Annotated in this window: 14 protein-coding genes; 10 read left to right on the top strand and 4 right to left on the bottom strand. The window is 71.1% G+C overall.

Going from position 1 to position 15,948, the window contains the following annotated elements:
• Positions 1 to 19 precede the first annotated feature (19 nt).
• The 4 genes from DEI85_RS12840 to DEI85_RS12855 all read left to right on the top strand — a co-directional run bounded on the left by DEI85_RS12840 (position 20) and on the right by DEI85_RS12855 (position 3,522).
• Positions 20 to 502, top strand: a complete 483-nt coding sequence (locus DEI85_RS12840; protein WP_110862284.1) for a ribose-5-phosphate isomerase — start codon at positions 20 to 22, stop codon at positions 500 to 502.
• Positions 503 to 582: 80 nt separating this feature from the next.
• The gene (locus tag DEI85_RS12845; protein ID WP_146244803.1) at positions 583 to 1,659 is read left to right on the top strand and encodes a LolA family protein; all 1,077 of its coding nucleotides are present in this window, start codon (positions 583 to 585) and stop codon (positions 1,657 to 1,659) included.
• A gap of 38 nt (positions 1,660 to 1,697) precedes the next feature.
• The gene (locus DEI85_RS12850) at positions 1,698 to 2,675 is read left to right on the top strand and encodes an ABC transporter ATP-binding protein (RefSeq protein WP_111124312.1); all 978 of its coding nucleotides are present in this window, start codon (positions 1,698 to 1,700) and stop codon (positions 2,673 to 2,675) included.
• Positions 2,662 to 3,522 (top strand): ABC transporter permease, encoded by an 861-nt coding sequence (locus DEI85_RS12855; protein WP_110862287.1) that lies wholly within the window; start codon positions 2,662 to 2,664, stop codon positions 3,520 to 3,522. The genes DEI85_RS12850 and DEI85_RS12855 overlap by 14 nt, the downstream gene beginning before the upstream one ends.
• Before the next feature lie 52 nt (positions 3,523 to 3,574).
• Here DEI85_RS12855 and DEI85_RS12860 read toward each other — a convergent pair whose 3' ends face one another.
• The 4 genes from DEI85_RS12860 to DEI85_RS12875 form a co-directional block, all read right to left on the bottom strand.
• Positions 3,575 to 4,636 (bottom strand): NADP-dependent oxidoreductase, encoded by a 1,062-nt coding sequence (locus DEI85_RS12860; protein ID WP_051596869.1) that lies wholly within the window; start codon positions 4,634 to 4,636, stop codon positions 3,575 to 3,577.
• A gap of 177 nt (positions 4,637 to 4,813) precedes the next feature.
• Positions 4,814 to 5,746, bottom strand: coding sequence for a metallophosphoesterase (locus DEI85_RS12865; RefSeq protein ID WP_110862288.1), 933 nt, complete (start codon positions 5,744 to 5,746; stop codon positions 4,814 to 4,816).
• A gap of 25 nt (positions 5,747 to 5,771) precedes the next feature.
• Complete coding sequence (locus DEI85_RS12870; RefSeq protein WP_111124301.1) at positions 5,772 to 6,113, bottom strand: L-rhamnose mutarotase; 342 nt, start codon at positions 6,111 to 6,113, stop codon at positions 5,772 to 5,774.
• Positions 6,110 to 7,465, bottom strand: coding sequence for an MFS transporter (locus DEI85_RS12875; protein ID WP_220038957.1), 1,356 nt, complete (start codon positions 7,463 to 7,465; stop codon positions 6,110 to 6,112). The genes DEI85_RS12870 and DEI85_RS12875 overlap by 4 nt, the downstream gene beginning before the upstream one ends.
• Positions 7,466 to 7,712: 247 nt before the next feature.
• On the opposite strand from DEI85_RS12875, the gene DEI85_RS12880 reads away from it, so the two are divergent.
• From DEI85_RS12880 to DEI85_RS12905, 6 genes are all read left to right on the top strand, one after another.
• A complete protein-coding gene (locus DEI85_RS12880; RefSeq protein ID WP_071247721.1) occupies positions 7,713 to 8,723 on the top strand; it encodes a LacI family DNA-binding transcriptional regulator in 1,011 nt (336 codons plus the stop codon).
• 43 nt (positions 8,724 to 8,766) lie between these two features.
• Positions 8,767 to 9,873, top strand: a complete 1,107-nt coding sequence (locus DEI85_RS12885) for a LacI family DNA-binding transcriptional regulator (RefSeq protein WP_111091252.1) — start codon at positions 8,767 to 8,769, stop codon at positions 9,871 to 9,873.
• Between the two features lie 406 nt (positions 9,874 to 10,279).
• Entirely contained in the window at positions 10,280 to 11,599 is a 1,320-nt protein-coding gene (locus DEI85_RS12890) for an ABC transporter substrate-binding protein (RefSeq protein ID WP_111091253.1), read from the top strand.
• Between the two features lie 5 nt (positions 11,600 to 11,604).
• Positions 11,605 to 12,537, top strand: a complete 933-nt coding sequence (locus tag DEI85_RS12895) for a carbohydrate ABC transporter permease (protein WP_232536511.1) — start codon at positions 11,605 to 11,607, stop codon at positions 12,535 to 12,537.
• A 101-nt stretch (positions 12,538 to 12,638) separates the two neighbouring features.
• Complete coding sequence (locus DEI85_RS12900) at positions 12,639 to 13,445, top strand: carbohydrate ABC transporter permease (protein WP_258366682.1); 807 nt, start codon at positions 12,639 to 12,641, stop codon at positions 13,443 to 13,445.
• Between the two features lie 118 nt (positions 13,446 to 13,563).
• Complete coding sequence (locus DEI85_RS12905; protein ID WP_110862294.1) at positions 13,564 to 15,882, top strand: family 78 glycoside hydrolase catalytic domain; 2,319 nt, start codon at positions 13,564 to 13,566, stop codon at positions 15,880 to 15,882.
• Positions 15,883 to 15,948 lie beyond the last annotated feature (66 nt).

Here is a 15,948-nt window from a genome sequence, read left to right on the forward strand (position 1 = left end):
GCGCGGGAGGAGCACAGACATGACGTACCGTCTCGTGATCGGGTCCGACGACGCCGGGTTCGACTACAAGGAGATCATCAAGGCCGACCTGCTCGCCGACGACCGGGTGTCCGACGTGCGGGACGTCGGCGTCGACGCGGACGGCCACACCGCCTACCCGCACGTCGCCGTCGACGCCGCACGGCTGGTGGCAAACGGCGAGGCCGACCGGGCGATCCTGATCTGCGGCACCGGACTGGGCGTGGCGATCAGCGCCAACAAGGTGCCGGGCATCCGTGCCGTCACCGCGCACGACTCCTACAGCGTGGAGCGCTCGATCCTGTCGAACGACGCCCAGGTCCTCTGCATGGGGCAGCGCGTCGTCGGCATCGAGCTCGCGCGTCGTCTGGCGAAGGAGTGGCTCGGCTACACCTTCGACACCTCCAGCGCGAGTGCCGAGAAGGTCAACGCGATCTGTGCGTACGACGGCAGCGCTCCCGCGGGCGTCGACGCACGGGGTTAGGCCGCCGCGCAACGCCCAGCTGCCTGTCGGGGGCCGGACGTACCGTACCCACGACTCCAATGCTCCACGAGGGGAACCCGATGAAGAAGTCAGCCTGGCTGCCAGCCGTCATCGCACCGGTCGTCGTCGCCGGCGCCGTTGCCGCCCCGATGATCGCGAACGCCGCGAACGACCCGATCGCGGGGACGAATCCCAGCGCCGCGGCCGTCATCGCCAGCATCGCGAAGTCGTCGGACGCCCAGTACTCGGGCAAGCTCTCGCAGACGAGCGCGCTGGGCCTCCCCGAACTGCCCACCGGGTCCGGCGGCTCCTCGCTCGAGGGCGACGCCTCCGACGTGCTCGGGCTGCTCACCGCGTCGCACACCGCCCGTGTCTACGTCGACGGCCCCGACAAGCAGCGCGTCCAGCTGACGCAGCAGCTCGCCGAGCAGGACGTCGTCCGCAACGGCTCGGACGTCTGGACCTGGGACTCGAAGGAGCGCTCGGCCACGCACGTGACCCTGCCGAGCGACACCGCGACGGACCTGCAGGACGGCACGACCACACCGGCCGACATCGCCCGGCAGGCCATCGACGCGATCACCCCGACCACCACCGTGTCGAAGCCGACCGAGGTCAGCGTCGCCGGACACGACGCCTGGCAGATCGCCCTGACGCCGAAGTCGTCCGACACCCTCGTCGGAGCCGTCCGGTTGGCCGTCGACCAGCAGACCGGACTCCCGCTCCGCGCGAGCGTCGAGGCCGCAGGCGCGGACGACCCCGCGGTGCAGGTCGGGTTCACGAGCCTCGACTACGGCGCCCCGGCGGCCCGGCTCTTCGACTTCACCCCGCCGTCGAACGCGAAGGTGACCGAGAAGGACCTGTCCGACGCCGGGTCGCACGCGAAGGGCGAGCACAGCGACCACCGTGGCACCCCGAGCGATGACGAGCCGACCTTCACGGGCACGGGCTGGAGCACCATCGCCGAGCTCCCCGCCGGCACGGTCGACCGGTCCGGGCTCGAGGGCGAGGCATCCGGCCTGCTCGACCAGCTGACGAAGCCCGTCGACGGCGGCCGTGCCGTGCAGACGTCGCTCGTCTCGGTCTACCTGACCGCCGACGGCCGCGTGCTCGCGGGTGCCGTGCCGGTCGCCTCCCTGGTCGACGCCGCGAAGTGAGCACAGCCGACCACGAGGTGAGCACAGCCGACCACGAGGTGAGCACAGCCGACCACGAGGTGAGCACGGCCGGGCAGGGACCTGACCTGGCGATCCGCACCACGGGCCTCCAGAAGGTGTTCCGCAAGCAGCGTGCGGTCGACGGGATCGACCTGGCGGTGCCGCGCGGCGCGGTGTTCGGGTTCCTCGGGCCGAACGGTTCCGGCAAGACCACCACGATCCGGATGCTGCTCGGGCTCTCGAGCGCGAGCGGCGGCACCATCGAGCTGCTCGGCGAACCGATGCCGAAGGCGCTGCACGACGTCCTGCCCCGCGTCGGCGCGCTCGTCGAGGGACCGGCCTTCTACCCGTACCTGTCCGGTCGGGCCAACCTGCAGCGCTTCGACGCCGCCGACCCCACGTCGGACCCGCGTACCCGCAAGGCCCGCGTGGCCGGAGCCCTCGACCGCGTCGGGTTGACCCACGCGGCCGACAAGAAGGCGCACGCGTACTCCCTCGGCATGAAGCAGCGGCTCGGCCTCGCGAACGCCCTGCTGTCACCGCGTGACCTGCTGGTGCTCGACGAGCCGACCAACGGCCTCGACCCGCAGGGGACCCGCGAGGTCCGCAACCTCATCCGCTCCCTGGCCGACGACGGCACCACGGTGTTCGTGTCGAGCCACCTGCTGGCCGAGATCGAACAGGTCTGCACGCACGCAGCCGTGATGCGGACGGGCAAGATCGTCGCGCAGGGCCCCCTCGACGAGCTGCGCGCAGCCGGGGCCCGGACCGTGACCGTGCGGACGCCCGACATCGGGCAGGCCGCTACCGTCCTCACCCGGCTCGGGCTCACCCCGCGGCACGACGGCGGGGCCGACGTGCTGGTGGCCGACCTGCCGAACGCGCTGCTGCCGGAGACGATCACCGCGGAACTCGTGCGCGCCGACGTCCGGGTGCGCGGCCTGACGGTGGGCGGCGGCACCCTCGAGGACCTGTTCGTCGCACTCACCGGAGAGGGATTCGATGTCGCAGCCTGACGCGGCCGTGCGCGACCTGCCCGTCCGACGCCGGCAGCGCCCGTTCGCACTGCTCGGTTCCGAACTCGCGCTGGTGTTCCGGCGTCGCCGCACCTGGGCGATGCTCGGGGCACTCGCGCTCGTGCCGATCCTGATCGCGGTCGCCGTGAAGCTCACCACCGACGGCGACGACGGCGGGCCGGCGTTCCTCGGCGACATCACCAACAACGGTCTGTTCGTGGCGTTCACGGCACTGACCGTGTCGATCCCGCTGTTCCTGCCGCTGACGGTCGGCGTGGTCGCCGGTGACACCGTCGCGGGCGAGGCCAGCCACGGCACGATCCGCTACCTGCTCGTCGCACCGACGGGCCGCGTGCGGTTCGTCCTGGTCAAGTTCGCCGGTGCCGTCGCGTTCTGCCTGGCCGCCACCCTGCTGGTGGTGCTGGTCGGTGCGGCGATCGGTGCCGTGCTGTTCCCGATCGGCCCCGTCACGCTGCTGTCCGGCACCCAGGTGGGCGGCTGGTCGTACGCCGGCCGCGCCCTGCTGCTCGCGCTGTACGTCGCCATGTCGATGCTCGGGCTCGTGGCGATCGGCATGTTCACCTCGACGCTGACGAACGTGCCGGTCGGCGCGATGGCCGCGACGGTCGTGCTCGCCGGGGCGTCGCAGGTGCTCGACCAGCTCCCCCAGCTCGACTGGCTGCACCCGTTCCTGTTCTCGCACCAGTGGCTCGGGTTCGGCGACCTGCTTCGCGACCCGATCTCGTTCGACTCGTTCGGGTCGAACGCGGTGCTGCAGCTCGGGTACGTGGTGGTGTTCGGCGCGCTGGCGTACAGCCGATTCGCCTCGAAGGACATCCTGAGCTGACGCGGCAGGGGCCCGACACGAAGGTGTCGGGCCCCTGCAACGATCAGCTCGCTCAGCTCGCGGGCGACGCCGATCCGCCGGCCATCGTCTCCGTGTCGGTCCCCCGCGCATCGGCGTACCGGTCGCGCAGGTCACGTGCCTTCTCGGAGCGGTACCAGTCGAGCCGCGCCCCGGTCTCCACCGTCTGCATCCCGATCACGACCTTGCCGCGGGACTTCATCTCCGCCAGGTCCTCGTACGCCTCGACGATGTACTCGAACGGATAGAAGCCCGAGATCAGGACCTGCACCCGACGGTCCTGCACGGCCTTCGCCAGCAGGGTGAGCAGCTCGCGGGTCTCCTCGTCCTCGGCGGGCGCACGGAGGAACCGGACCTCGATGTCACGGCGCTCCTCCGACGACACGAACCGCTCCTGGCCGACGCCGAGACGTTCGGCCAGCAGCTCGGCATTGCTCTCACCGTGGTTGTCGATGAACGCGGTGATCGGCCGGCCGTCGGCGATGTCGCGGATGCGGTCCTCCTCGCCTTCGCCGTAGGCGACGGGCAGCGTGCCGATCTGTCGCAGGTAGTCGTGGTTGCGGGGGCTGCCGAGGGCGATCACGGTCGCGCCGGCGTCGTGCGCCAGCTGGCACTCGATGTGTCCGACGCCACCCGCTGCGGCCGAGATGACGACGGTGTCCTGCGGTCCGAGCCGGAGCGACCGGACGACCGACACCGCGGTGCAGCCCGCCAGGTACAGGCCGCCGGCGACCTCCCACCCGACGTGCTCCGGCTTCTTGATGACGGCGCCGCGCGGCACCGCGATCCAGGTGGCGTGGGCGCCGCCGGTCGGCGCGTGCCCCATCACCTCGTCCCCGATGCGGAGGTCCTTCACACCGTCGCCCCGCGCACGCACGATGCCGGCGAAGTCGACGCCCTGGTGTGCGGGGAACTCGAGGTCGACGTGGTCGCGGAGCTTGCCCTCGCGCAGGAACCGCTCGATGTGGTTCAGTCCCGCGGCCACGATCTCGACGACGATCTCGCCCGGTCCGGCCTCGGGCTTCTGCTGGGGGACGAGCTCGACGACGTCGAAGTCGCCGTACCGGTCGTACTGCACTGCACTGCCGACTCGCATGGGTGCTCCTTCGCTCCAGGTGTGCGTCCGTGCTACTCGGTGTTCCCGCACGCAACCCGAAGACGTGGGGTACCGCGGCTGTGGACGGGACCAGACGGCGGACTGGAGGCCCGTGGCGACGCCGCCACGGGCCTCCGGTCCGCCGTCACGCACGTCCGCCGCGCGTGGGGACCGGGCTCAGTGCTTGCCGGCGGCCGCGATGACGGCGCGGACCGTCTCGGGGTCGAGGCGGAACGCCCGCGGGTCGGCGTCGCCCCGGGGCACGCGGACCGGTGTCGACCAGACGGAGCCGTCCGCGGCGAGGTCGACGACGAGTGCGCCGCTGTCGACGACGGCTGATTCCTCGTCGTACGGGCCGACGACGTCGGTGTCGTTCGCGACACCGGGTGCGACGAGGACCGGGACGCCGGCGAGCGACCCGGCGAAGTGGTGGTGGTAGTGGCCGGCGAGGACGACCCGCACGTCGGAACCGCGGATCACGTCGGCAAGGGCCTCGGGGTTCTGCAGGCGGAGGGCCTCGTGCAGCTCGGTCGGGGCGGGCAGCGGTGGGTGGTGCAGGACGACGACGGTGCCGTGCGGGGCATCGGCTGTGCCACTGCAGGCGCCTTCGGCCAGGGCCGCGCGCAGGTGCTCGAGCGCCGTGTCGCTGAGCTCGCCGTACCCGGCACCCGGCACGCTCGTGTCGACGGTCACGATCCGACGCCCGTCGACGACCGACTGCCCGGAGACCGGGACCGTCGGCGGCAGGTACTCCATCGTGTGCATCAGCGCCGTGCCGCCCTGGCCCAGGACGTGCCCGTTCGTCAGGACCTGACGGAAGCCCTCGCGCAGGTCGTGGTTGCCGGGAACCGCGACGAAGGCCGCTCCGTGCCGCTCCGCCCAGCCGCCGACGCGGTCCCGCACGGTCGCGTAGGACTCGGGGCTGCCGTCCTCGGAGACGTCGCCGGACACGACCACCAGCCCGATGCCGGGCACGCCGTCGACGTGGGCGAGCAGGCGTTCGAGCGCGGCCGTGGTGTCGACCGCGCCCTGGTGCAGGGCGCCGTCGCCGGTCAAGTGGGTGTCGGAGAGGTGGAGGATGCGGAGGGTCCCGGCTGCTGGCGGCTGCATGCGTCCACGGTAGCCACGGCCCCCGTCACTCCGGTGCTGCCGCCAGCTGGTCCTCGAGGTTGAACACCTCGGGCAGCACCCGCGCCATCTGGTCGGCGCGCCCGGTGGCTCCGGCGAAGAGGTCCTGCATGTGCGCCTCCCACGCCGTGGCCACCTCGGACGCCGCGAGTGCCGCATCGGCATCGGCCACCGAGTCGGTCTCGTAGTACCCGATGAGCAGCCCGTCGTCGTCGAGGAACAGCGAGTAGTTCCGCCGTCCCGCCGCCGCGATCGCGCGGAGCATCGCCGGCCACACGGCGGCGTGCCGCTCGCGGTAGGCGTCGAGCAGCTCGACCTGCACCTGCAGCCGGAAGCAGACGCGGGTCACCGGCCGGCCTGTTCGCGGCGACGCTGCTCGGCGTCGTGGACGGTGCGCTCGTCGGCGGTGCGGACCGTCCCGGTGACCGTCGTGACGGTGCCGTAGCGCTCGGCCTCGATCGCCTCGAGGGTCTTGCCCCGGGTGCGCGGTGCCCAGATCGTGCCGACCAGGAACGACAGCGCGAGGAGCCCGAGGATCAGGCCGCCGAGGGCCCGCAGCCCGATGTCCGACAGCAGCAGCGGGAACCAGATGCTCAGCAGTCCGACCATGACGCGGGCGGCCAGGAACAGCACGCCCTGGGCGCTGGCGCGGTACCGGGTGGCGAAGAGCTCGCTTGTCCACAGGCCGTAGAACGCCTGTGCGCCGATGCCCGACGAGACGCCCCACGCCACGGCGAAGAACAGCAGGGTGCCGAGGTTGGCGGGCGCGTAGATGAGGACTGCCCACGCGATGATCGCCAGCACGGCCCCGGCGGCGTAGAGCGCGCGGCGGCTGACCCGGTCGGCGTACCGCATGAAGCCGAAGTACGTCGCGGCCACGGTGCAGCCCCAGACCAGGATCTGCAACCCGTACTGCTCGGTGACGCTCGTGACCCCGGTCGCCGCGTACACCCGGGGCTGGAAGATGCCGGCCTGCCCGGCGACGGTGTTCCAGAGCGCGTAGACGCCGAACAGGAACAGCATCGCGGTCAGGTTCTTCCGGCGGCTGAACAGCTGCGTGATCCCGTGGAAGAAGTTCGCCGTGCCGGTGGCCGCGCGCTCGTCCTTCCAGATCGCCGACTCGGGCAGCCCGCGGCGGAGCCACCACACGATCGCGGCGACGACGAACAGGTGGGCGAAGATGAGCCGGCTGCCGAGCAGGCCGAGCGGTGCCGCGGCGATCGCCAGGGCGAACCCGACCATCGGCCCGATCGACCACGCGAGCTGTGCCGTGCCGACGTGGGCCGCACGCTTGTCCGCGGGGGCCTGCTCGGCGATGTAGGTCCAGCTCGCCGGCACGCCCGCACCGACGGCGATGCCGGTCAGGATGAAGCCGACCAGGAGCATGCCGTAGCTGCCGGCGAACACCGCGAGCAGGATGCCGAGCATGTAGAGGAGCAGGTCGTACGTGTAGATGAACTTCCGGCCGTACCGGTCGCACAGCGGTCCGCCGACGATCGCGCCGACGGCGGCACCGAAGGCGTTCGCCGACAGGCTCGCGAGCAGGCCGACCTCGAGGTCGCCGATCCGGAACTCGGCCTGCCAGAGGCTCAGGCTCGTGGCGATCGCGATGATCGACCCCGACTCGATGTAGTTCGACATGGCCACCGAGACGGTGGCCTTCCAGCCGGTGGTGTTCCGGGCTCCGATGCGGACCGCCATTGGTCCTCCGTTCGCGTGTTCGTCGGTGAATCGTTTCAACGGGACGACGAGGACGATAGCGCTCCGGTGTGCGCGCTGGCAAGAGCGGGTTCGCCGCGCCGGTCCTCGCACCGTGCGGGGGGCAGTCGACGCGACCAGGCCACGAACGGGAGGCCCGGTACGGCCCGCCCCGCGCCTCCCGTCCGCGTTTTCCACCGATCACGGCGCGGGCCGACCGCGCGGACCGCGCCGATGCCAGGATGGCCACATGGCGGTCAGTGTGCGAGAGGTGGCGGCGCTCGCGGGCGTGTCCCTCGGCACGGTGTCGAACGTGCTGAACCGCCCCGACAAGGTCGCTCCCGGCACGGTGGAACGCGTGCAGTCGGCGATCGCGACGCTCGGGTTCGTCCGCAACGACTCCGCACGGCAGCTCCGGGCCGGACGCAGCTCCACCGTCGGGCTCATCGTGCTCGACGGCGGCAACCCGTTCTTCACCGACGTCGCCCGGGGCGCCGAGGACGCCGCGATGGACAACGGCCTCGCGGTGCTGATCGGCAACTCCGACGAGTCGACCGACCGCGAACGCACCTACGTCGACCTGTTCGAGGAACGCCGTGTCGCCGGACTCCTGATCTCCCCCGCCGGCGACGACCTGTCCCGGCTCGCGCGGCTGCGCGACCAGGGCACCGCCGTGGTGCTGGTGGACCGTCGCGCCGACGACGAGCACTTCGCCTCGGTCTCGGTCGACGACATCGCCGGCGGCCGCATCGCGGTCGAGCACCTCGCGGCGATCGGCCGCACGCACATCGCCTTCGTCGGCGGGCCGTTCGGCATCCGCCAGGTCGCCGACCGGCACGCCGGGGCACTCGCCGCCGCACAGGCCGCGGGCATCCGGCTCGAAGCCCTGCCGACCACCTCGCTGTCCGTGCTCGAAGGGCGCCGCATCGGCGAAGCGATCCAGGCCCGCCCGGCCGCCGAACGCCCGGACGCCGTCTTCGCCGCCAACGACCTGCTCGCCGTCGGGCTGGAACAGGCCTTCATCATGCGCGGCACCATCGCGGTGCCCGAGCAGATCGCCATCGTCGGCTACGACGACATCGCGTTCGCCGAGTCCGCCGTGGTCCCGCTGACGTCGGTGCGGCAACCCGCGCAGGACCTCGGTCGCCGCGCGATCGAACTCCTGACGAAGCAGGTCGAGCAGGGGCAGGACATCGACCTCGAGCACGTGGAGTTCACACCGGAGCTCGTGGTGCGGCAGTCCTCCGTCGCCGACGCCTAGGGCGAGGTCCGGACACGGCTCCCCCGCCGCCTACGATCGGAGCATGGTGCATGTCCCCCGGCGCGACGGTCCGCCGAGCGTGCACGACGTCGCAGCCCGGGCCGGGGTGTCGCTCGCCACGGTCTCGAACGTCCTGAACCACCCCGAGCGGGTCGCCGACGCGACCGCCGCACGCGTGCGGGACGCGATCGACGCGCTCGGGTACACACCGAACCGCAACGCCCGGGCGCTGGTGTCCGGCAGCACGCGCGCGATCGGCCTGGTGGTGATGTCGCTGCGGAACTCCCTGTTCAGCGACATGGTCAACGGCGCACAGCTGGCCGCGCGGGAACGCGGCTTCACCCTGCTGATCGCCAGCAGCGAGGACGACCTGCAGGCACAGGGCGAACACCTCGCCTACCTCGAGAGCGCCCGGGTGTCGGGGATCCTGCTCGCCTCGATGACGGAGTCCCGCGACCAGGTCGAGGTCGCGCGGCGCCACGGCCGACCCGTCGTGTACGTCAACCACGAGCCGACCGAACTCGACGCGTGCGCGGTGGTCGTGGACAACGAGCAGGCCGGGTTCCTGGCGACCGAGCACCTGATCGAGCGCGGCTGCCGACGCATCGGGTTCGTGAGCGCCCGTCCGGACCTGCAGCCCGTCGACCGGCGACGGGCCGGCGTGCTGCGGGCCGTCGCGGCACACCCGGGGGTCGAGCTCGTCGACGTCGACGCCGGGGACATCGACCCTCCGGGTGGCACCGACGCGGGGCTCCGCATCGCCCGGATGCCCGCGGACGAACGCCCCGACGGGGTGCTCGGAGTGACCGACCTGCTCGCGATGGCCGTCGTCTCCGAGCTCCGAGCCGCCGGGATCCGTGTCCCCGAGGACATCCCCGTGTCGGGCTGCGACCACAACTCCGTGGCGTGGGGCGGTGCGGTGCCGCTGACCTCGGTGACGATGCACGGCTCGGAGATGGGTGCGGCCGCGGTGGAGCTGCTGCTCGAGGAACTCACCGACCCGATGCACGTGCACCGGACCGTCGTGCTCGGCAGCGAGCTGGTGCCGCGCGAGAGCACGCTCGGTCGCGAGGGCGCGGCCGCAGCAGCCGCCGCAGCCGTCGTCGCGGGCACGATCACGTCGAGCGACCCGAGGCGCACCGAGGCCTGACCACGTCAGCCGAGACTCGGCCAGGCGGACAGGACTCGCCCTCGCACGGCCGCATCGTGCCCGCGGAGCCGAGACTCGGCCTGCGGACGCGACCCGGCACCGGACGGGAGGCGCGGGGCGGCGCCGACACGGGCCTCCCGGCCGGCGGGCGGCGCGACCAGCGCACGGTGCAGCGCCGCGCGTCGGCGGACGAATGGACAAGCGAGCGACCACCCCGTACACCGCACCGCACCCGCTCCGCGGGATCGCGTAACGAAATCGGCACAGCGATTGACACGCTTCAATCCGCGTGGTTCCATCCTGATTGAAACGTTCTAAAACGCAGTAACCGGACCCCGCGACGGCGCGGGATCCGGGTCCGTTTCACCCGGGGTACCCAGCCCCGGGCCTTACGAGGAGGTAAGGAATGTCAGTTCGTTCCATGACCAAGCGCGCGATCGCCATCGGCGGCGCGACGGTCCTGATCGGCGGGCTCGCAGCGTGCTCGTCCGGCGGCTCCGCCGACGAAGGCGGCGGCAAGGTCGAGATCACCTACCAGGCCGACAACGCGCCGGCCACCGCGGCCACCGCGAAGCCGCTCATCGAGGCCTTCGAGAAGGCCAACCCCGACATCACCGTCAAGTTCGACACCCGACCCCAGGGCACCGACGGCGACAACCTGATCAAGACCCGACTGTCGACCGGCGAGGCCGCCGACGTCTTCAACTACAACTCCGGCTCGCTCATGCAGGCCCTCAACCCGGACAACACCCTGGTGGACCTGTCCGACGAGAAGTGGGCGGGCGACGTCGACCCGCAGTTCACCAAGGTCGTCAGCACCGACAAGGGCATGTACGGCGCCCCGTTCGGCACGAGCTTCGGCGGTGCGGTGCTCTACAACACGAAGGTCTACGACGACCTCGGTCTCAAGGTCCCGACCACCTGGGACGAGTTCATCAGCAACAGCGAGGAGATCAAGGACGCCGGCGACGTCGCCCCGATCATCCAGACCTACGGCGACACCTGGACCAGCCAGCTGTTCGTCCTCGGCGACTTCGCGAACATCACCGCACAGGACGAGAAGTGGGCGGACGACTACACCGCCAACAAGGAGTCCTACGCCGACGAACCCGCACTCGCCGGGTTCGAGCACCTCGCCGAGGGCAAGGACAAGGACCTGTACAACGAGGACTACGCCTCGGCCACGCAGGCGAACGGCCTGAAGATGCTGGCCGACGGCACCGGCGCGCAGTACCCGATGCTCACGAACGCGATCTCGGCGATCCAGCAGGACTCCCCCGACGCGGTCGAGGACATCGGCGCGTTCGCCCTGCCGGCCGAGGACGCCGCGGACACGAACCTGACGATCTGGGAGCCGAACGGCCTGTACATCCCGAAGACCACCACGGGTGACAAGCTGGCGGCGGCGAAGAAGTTCATCGCCTTCGCGAACTCGTCCGAGGGCTGCCAGGTGCAGAACGACACCGGCACCCCCGGTGGCCCGTACGTCATCTCGACCTGCTCGCTGCCGGACGACGTGCCCCCGATGATCGACGACCTGCAGAAGTACCTGGACGACGGCAAGGCGAGCCCGGCGCTCGAGTTCCTGTCCCCGATCAAGGGCCCGAACCTCGAGAAGATCTGCGTGCAGGTCGGCTCGGGCATCACCACCGCGGCCAAGGGTGCTGACCAGTACGACGACGACGTCGTGCAGCAGGCACAGCAGCTCGGCATCAAGGGCTGGTGACCGGCGTGACCGCGACCCTCACGACGGCGGTGGCCCCGCCGCAGACCCGCAAGGCCGGCCGGCCCGGACCAGCGCGCAAGCGGATGCGCTCGTTCTACCCCGCGTGGTTCTTCATCCCGGCGATCGCGCTGTACGTCGTGTTCTTCGCGGTCCCGACCTTCGCCGGGTTCTACTTCTCGCTCACCCGCTGGACGCTGTTCGACCAGACCTTCATCGGCTTCGACAACTTCGTCCGGTTCTTCCAGGACCCGCAGCTCGTCTCCGGGTTCGTGCACACCTTCCAGTACGGCTTCGTGACGAGCGCGGCGAAGGTGGTCCTCGGACTGGCCCTCGCCCTGCTCCTCACGTCGCCCGTGCTGGGGCGCGGCTACCTGCGGGCGGTCGTGTTCTTCCCGGTGCTCGTGTCGACCATCGGCATCGGCATCACGTTCAAGGCGCTGATGGACCCGTTCCACGGGATCATCAACGGTGTGCTGGGTTCGGTCGGCCTGCCCACCCCCGGGTGGCTGACCGACCCGGCGCTCGCGCTGTGGAGCGTCGCCGCGGTGGACGTCTGGAAGGGCGTCGGCATCGCGACGCTCATCTTCATCGCCGGCATCGTGGCGATCCCGCAGGAGTACTTCGAGGCGGCACGGGTCGACGGCGCGAGCGCGTGGTCGATCTTCCGGAACATCACGTTGCCGCTGTCCCGCCCCGCGATGGGCACCGTCATCATCCTGTCGCTCATCGGCGGCCTGCGGTCGTTCGACCTGATCTGGGCGATGACCGGCGGCGGGCCGGGGTTCACGAGCGACGTGATCGCGAGCGTGATCTACAAGCAGTACCAGGCCGGTTTCTACGGCCTGTCCACCGCCGGCAACGTGGTCCTGTTCGTCGTCGTCACGGCGATCATGGTGCCCGTCTCATGGCTCCTCAACCGCAAGGAGGCGGACCTGTGACCGCCGTCACCACCCCCGGAACCGGTCACGCGTCGGCGTCCGGCAGCCGCCGCCCCACACCGGCGAGCCGGAACCGCCACCCCGGGCGCGCCCGCAGGTGGATCATCGGCTCGATCGCCATCGTCGTCAGCTTCGTCGTGTTCCTGGTGCCGTTCGTCTTCGTCCTGCTCCAGGCGGCGAAGAACCCGGCCGAGGCGAACCAGCTCGGCTTCAGCCTGCCGACCGACTGGCAGCTGTGGCAGAACCTGCAGGCGGTGTTCCAGAGCGGCGACGGAGGCATCCTCCGCGCGTTCTGGAACAGTGCCCTGCTCACCGTCGGCAGCGTGACCGTGATGGTGGTGTTCTCCGCGATGGTCGGGTACGTCCTGCAGCGGCGACCGAGCCGGTGGAACGGCCTGATCAACTTCTTCGTGCTGGCGGGGCTCATCGTGCCGCCGGCGATCGTGCCGACCATCTGGGTGCTGCAGGGGCTCAACCTGTTCAAGACCATGGGCGGGATGATCCTGATCGAGGCGACGTTCGGCCTGTCCTTCTGCATCCTGCTGTTCCGGGCGTTCGTCGCGACGATCCCGAAGGAACTCGACGAGGCCGCCGTGCTCGACGGCGCCGGCCCGATCCGCCTGTTCTTCGGGGTGGTGCTGCCGCTGCTCAAGCCGGTGATCATCACGGTCGTGCTCGTGCAGTCGGTGACGGTGTTCAACGACTTCACCAACCCGCTGTACTTCCTGCCGGGGTCCGAGAACGCGACGGTGCAGCAGACGCTCTACGCGTTCCAGAGCCAGTCGGTCAGCCAGCTGAACCTGCTGTTCACCGACGTGCTGCTCATCACGATCCCGCCGCTGATCCTCTACGTCTTCTTCAACCGTCAGATCGTCGCCGGCATGACCAGCGGCGCCGTCAAGGGCTGACCGCCCACCCCGGTCTGGAGGCGCGACGCGCCTCCGCCACACCGCCCGCCCGGGCGCACGGCCGGGCCAACGACCCCGCACCGGTCGACGACGACCGGTCGCGTGAAAGGACCATCACATGACCACCTGGACCGCACCGTTCATCGCGGCCGACAGCGACCTCGGCAGCGCCCCGATCCTGCGTCGGGAGTTCACCCTCGACGACGGGCACGGCGCCGTCACAGCCGCCACGCTCGACGTCAGCGCACTCGGCGTCGTCGAGGCCTGGCTCGGCGGACAGCGCGTCTCCGACCACCTGCTCGAACCGGGGTGGACGAGCTACGAGTGGCGCATCCGCGTCGTGTCCCACGACGTCACGCCACACCTCGTCGACGCGGCACCGGGCGATCCCGCGGTGCTCGCGCTCATCGTCGGCAACGGTTGGGCCGCCGGACGCCTGGCCTGGGGCGGCGGTGGCGGCTGGTACACGGACGAGCGCGCCGGGTTCGCCGAACTCCGGATCACCTTCACCGACGGGCACGAGCAGCGCGTGACGACCGACACCGACTGGCAGGCCCTGTCGAGTGCGATCACCGCGGACCAGCTCTACGACGGGCAGGACATCGACGCCCGACTCCGCGACGGCTCGTTCCTGACGCCCGGCGAGGTCACCGTGCCCAGCGTCGACGGCCACCAGGGCCGCACGAGCACGGTGCACACGGTCGACATCGGCGAGCGCGAACTCGTCGCCGACACGGTGCCGCCGGTGCGTCCGCTCGCCGAGATCGCCCCGGTCGAGATCTGGACGAGCCCGTCGGGAGCGACCCTGGTCGACTTCGGCGTGAACCTGGTCGGCTGGGTCCGGGTCACCGCGACCGGCCCGGCCGGCACGGTGCTCACCCTGCAGCACGCCGAGGTGCTCGAGCACGACGAGCTCGGCACCCGCCCCTTGCGCACCGCGAAGGCGACGGACCACTTCACCCTGCGCGGTGACGACGAGCCCGAGACGTTCGAGCCCCGCTTCACGTTCCACGGGTTCCGCTACGCGCAGGTCGACGGGTTCCCGGGCACGCACGACGAGCTCCGCGCCGCGGTCACCGCCGTGCAGGTCGGCTCGGACCTCACCCGCACCGGCACCTTCGAATCGAGCCACGAACTGCTGAACACCTTCCACGACAACGTCGTCCGGGGCATGCAGGGCAACTTCCTGAGCGTGCCGACGGACTGCCCGCAGCGCGACGAGCGACTCGGCTGGACGGGCGACATCGCCGCGTTCGCGCCGACGGCCTCGTACCTGTTCGACACGCGGACCTTCCTGGCCGACTGGCTGCGCGACGTCTGGCTCGAGCAGCAGCACGCCGACGGGGTCATCCCGTTCGTGGTGCCGGACGTGCTGAAGTACTCCCCCGCCGAGGACTTCGGCAAGCCCGACGCGACCGCCGTCTGGTCGGACGCCGGCGTCTGGGTGCCGTGGACCCTGTACCAGGCGTACGGCGACACCGCGGTGCTCGAGGAGCAGTTCGACTCGATGGCCGCACACCTGCGCCGGGTCCGTGACCACCTGTCCCCGGAGGACCTGTGGGACACCGTGTTCCAGTTCGGCGACTGGCTCGACCCGGACGCCCCGCCCGAGGCCCCGGCCGACGCGAAGGCCGACAAGGGCGTCGTCGCGACGATCTGCGCCTACCGGTCCGCGACGATCGTGGCGGACGCGGCGGAGCTGTTGGGTGGTCACGAGGCGGAAGCGGCGGAGTTCCGGGAACTCGCCACGCGCCTCCAGGCCGGGTTCCGCACCCACTACCTGCAGGACGACGGGCGGATCCTGTCGGACGCGACCACGGTGTACACGCTGGCGATCGTGTTCGGGATCCTGTCCGAGCAGGAGCAGGCCGTGGCCGGCGAGCGTCTCGCCGAGCTGGTCGAGGCGTCCGGGTACCGGATCTCGACGGGCTTCGCGGGGACGCCCTTCATCACCGACGCGCTGACGCAGACGGGCCACCTGGAGGACGCCTACCGACTGCTGCTGCAGACCGAGTGCCCTTCGTGGCTGTACCCGGTGACGATGGGCGCGACGACGGTGTGGGAGCGCTGGGACTCGATGCTGCCGGACGGCACGATCAACCCGGGTGAGATGACCTCGTTCAACCACTACGCACTCGGTGCCGTGGCGGACTGGATGCACCGGGTGGTGGGTGGCCTGTCGCCGCTGTCACCGGGGTACTCGGCCGTCCTGATCGCGCCGCAGCCGGGCGGTGGACTGACGTGGGCGGAGACCTCGCTCGACACGGTGCACGGGCACGTCGCCGTGCGGTGGGAGCTCGTCGACGGGGAGTTGCGCGTCCGGGCGACCGTGCCCGAGGGCGTCTCGGCCCTGGTGCGCCTGCCGGGTGCCCCCGAGCAGCGCGTCGGCGCGGGCACGCACGACCTGCGCGCCCCCGCCGCGGTCCCCGCCGCGTAGGGGCCTGGCTCGCAAAACACCGGTGTTCGCGCGTCGAACCCCCGAACGCGCGTGTTCAACACGTGA

Source organism: Curtobacterium sp. MCBD17_026, from assembly GCF_003234895.2.
GTDB classification, from domain to species: domain Bacteria; phylum Actinomycetota; class Actinomycetes; order Actinomycetales; family Microbacteriaceae; genus Curtobacterium; species Curtobacterium flaccumfaciens.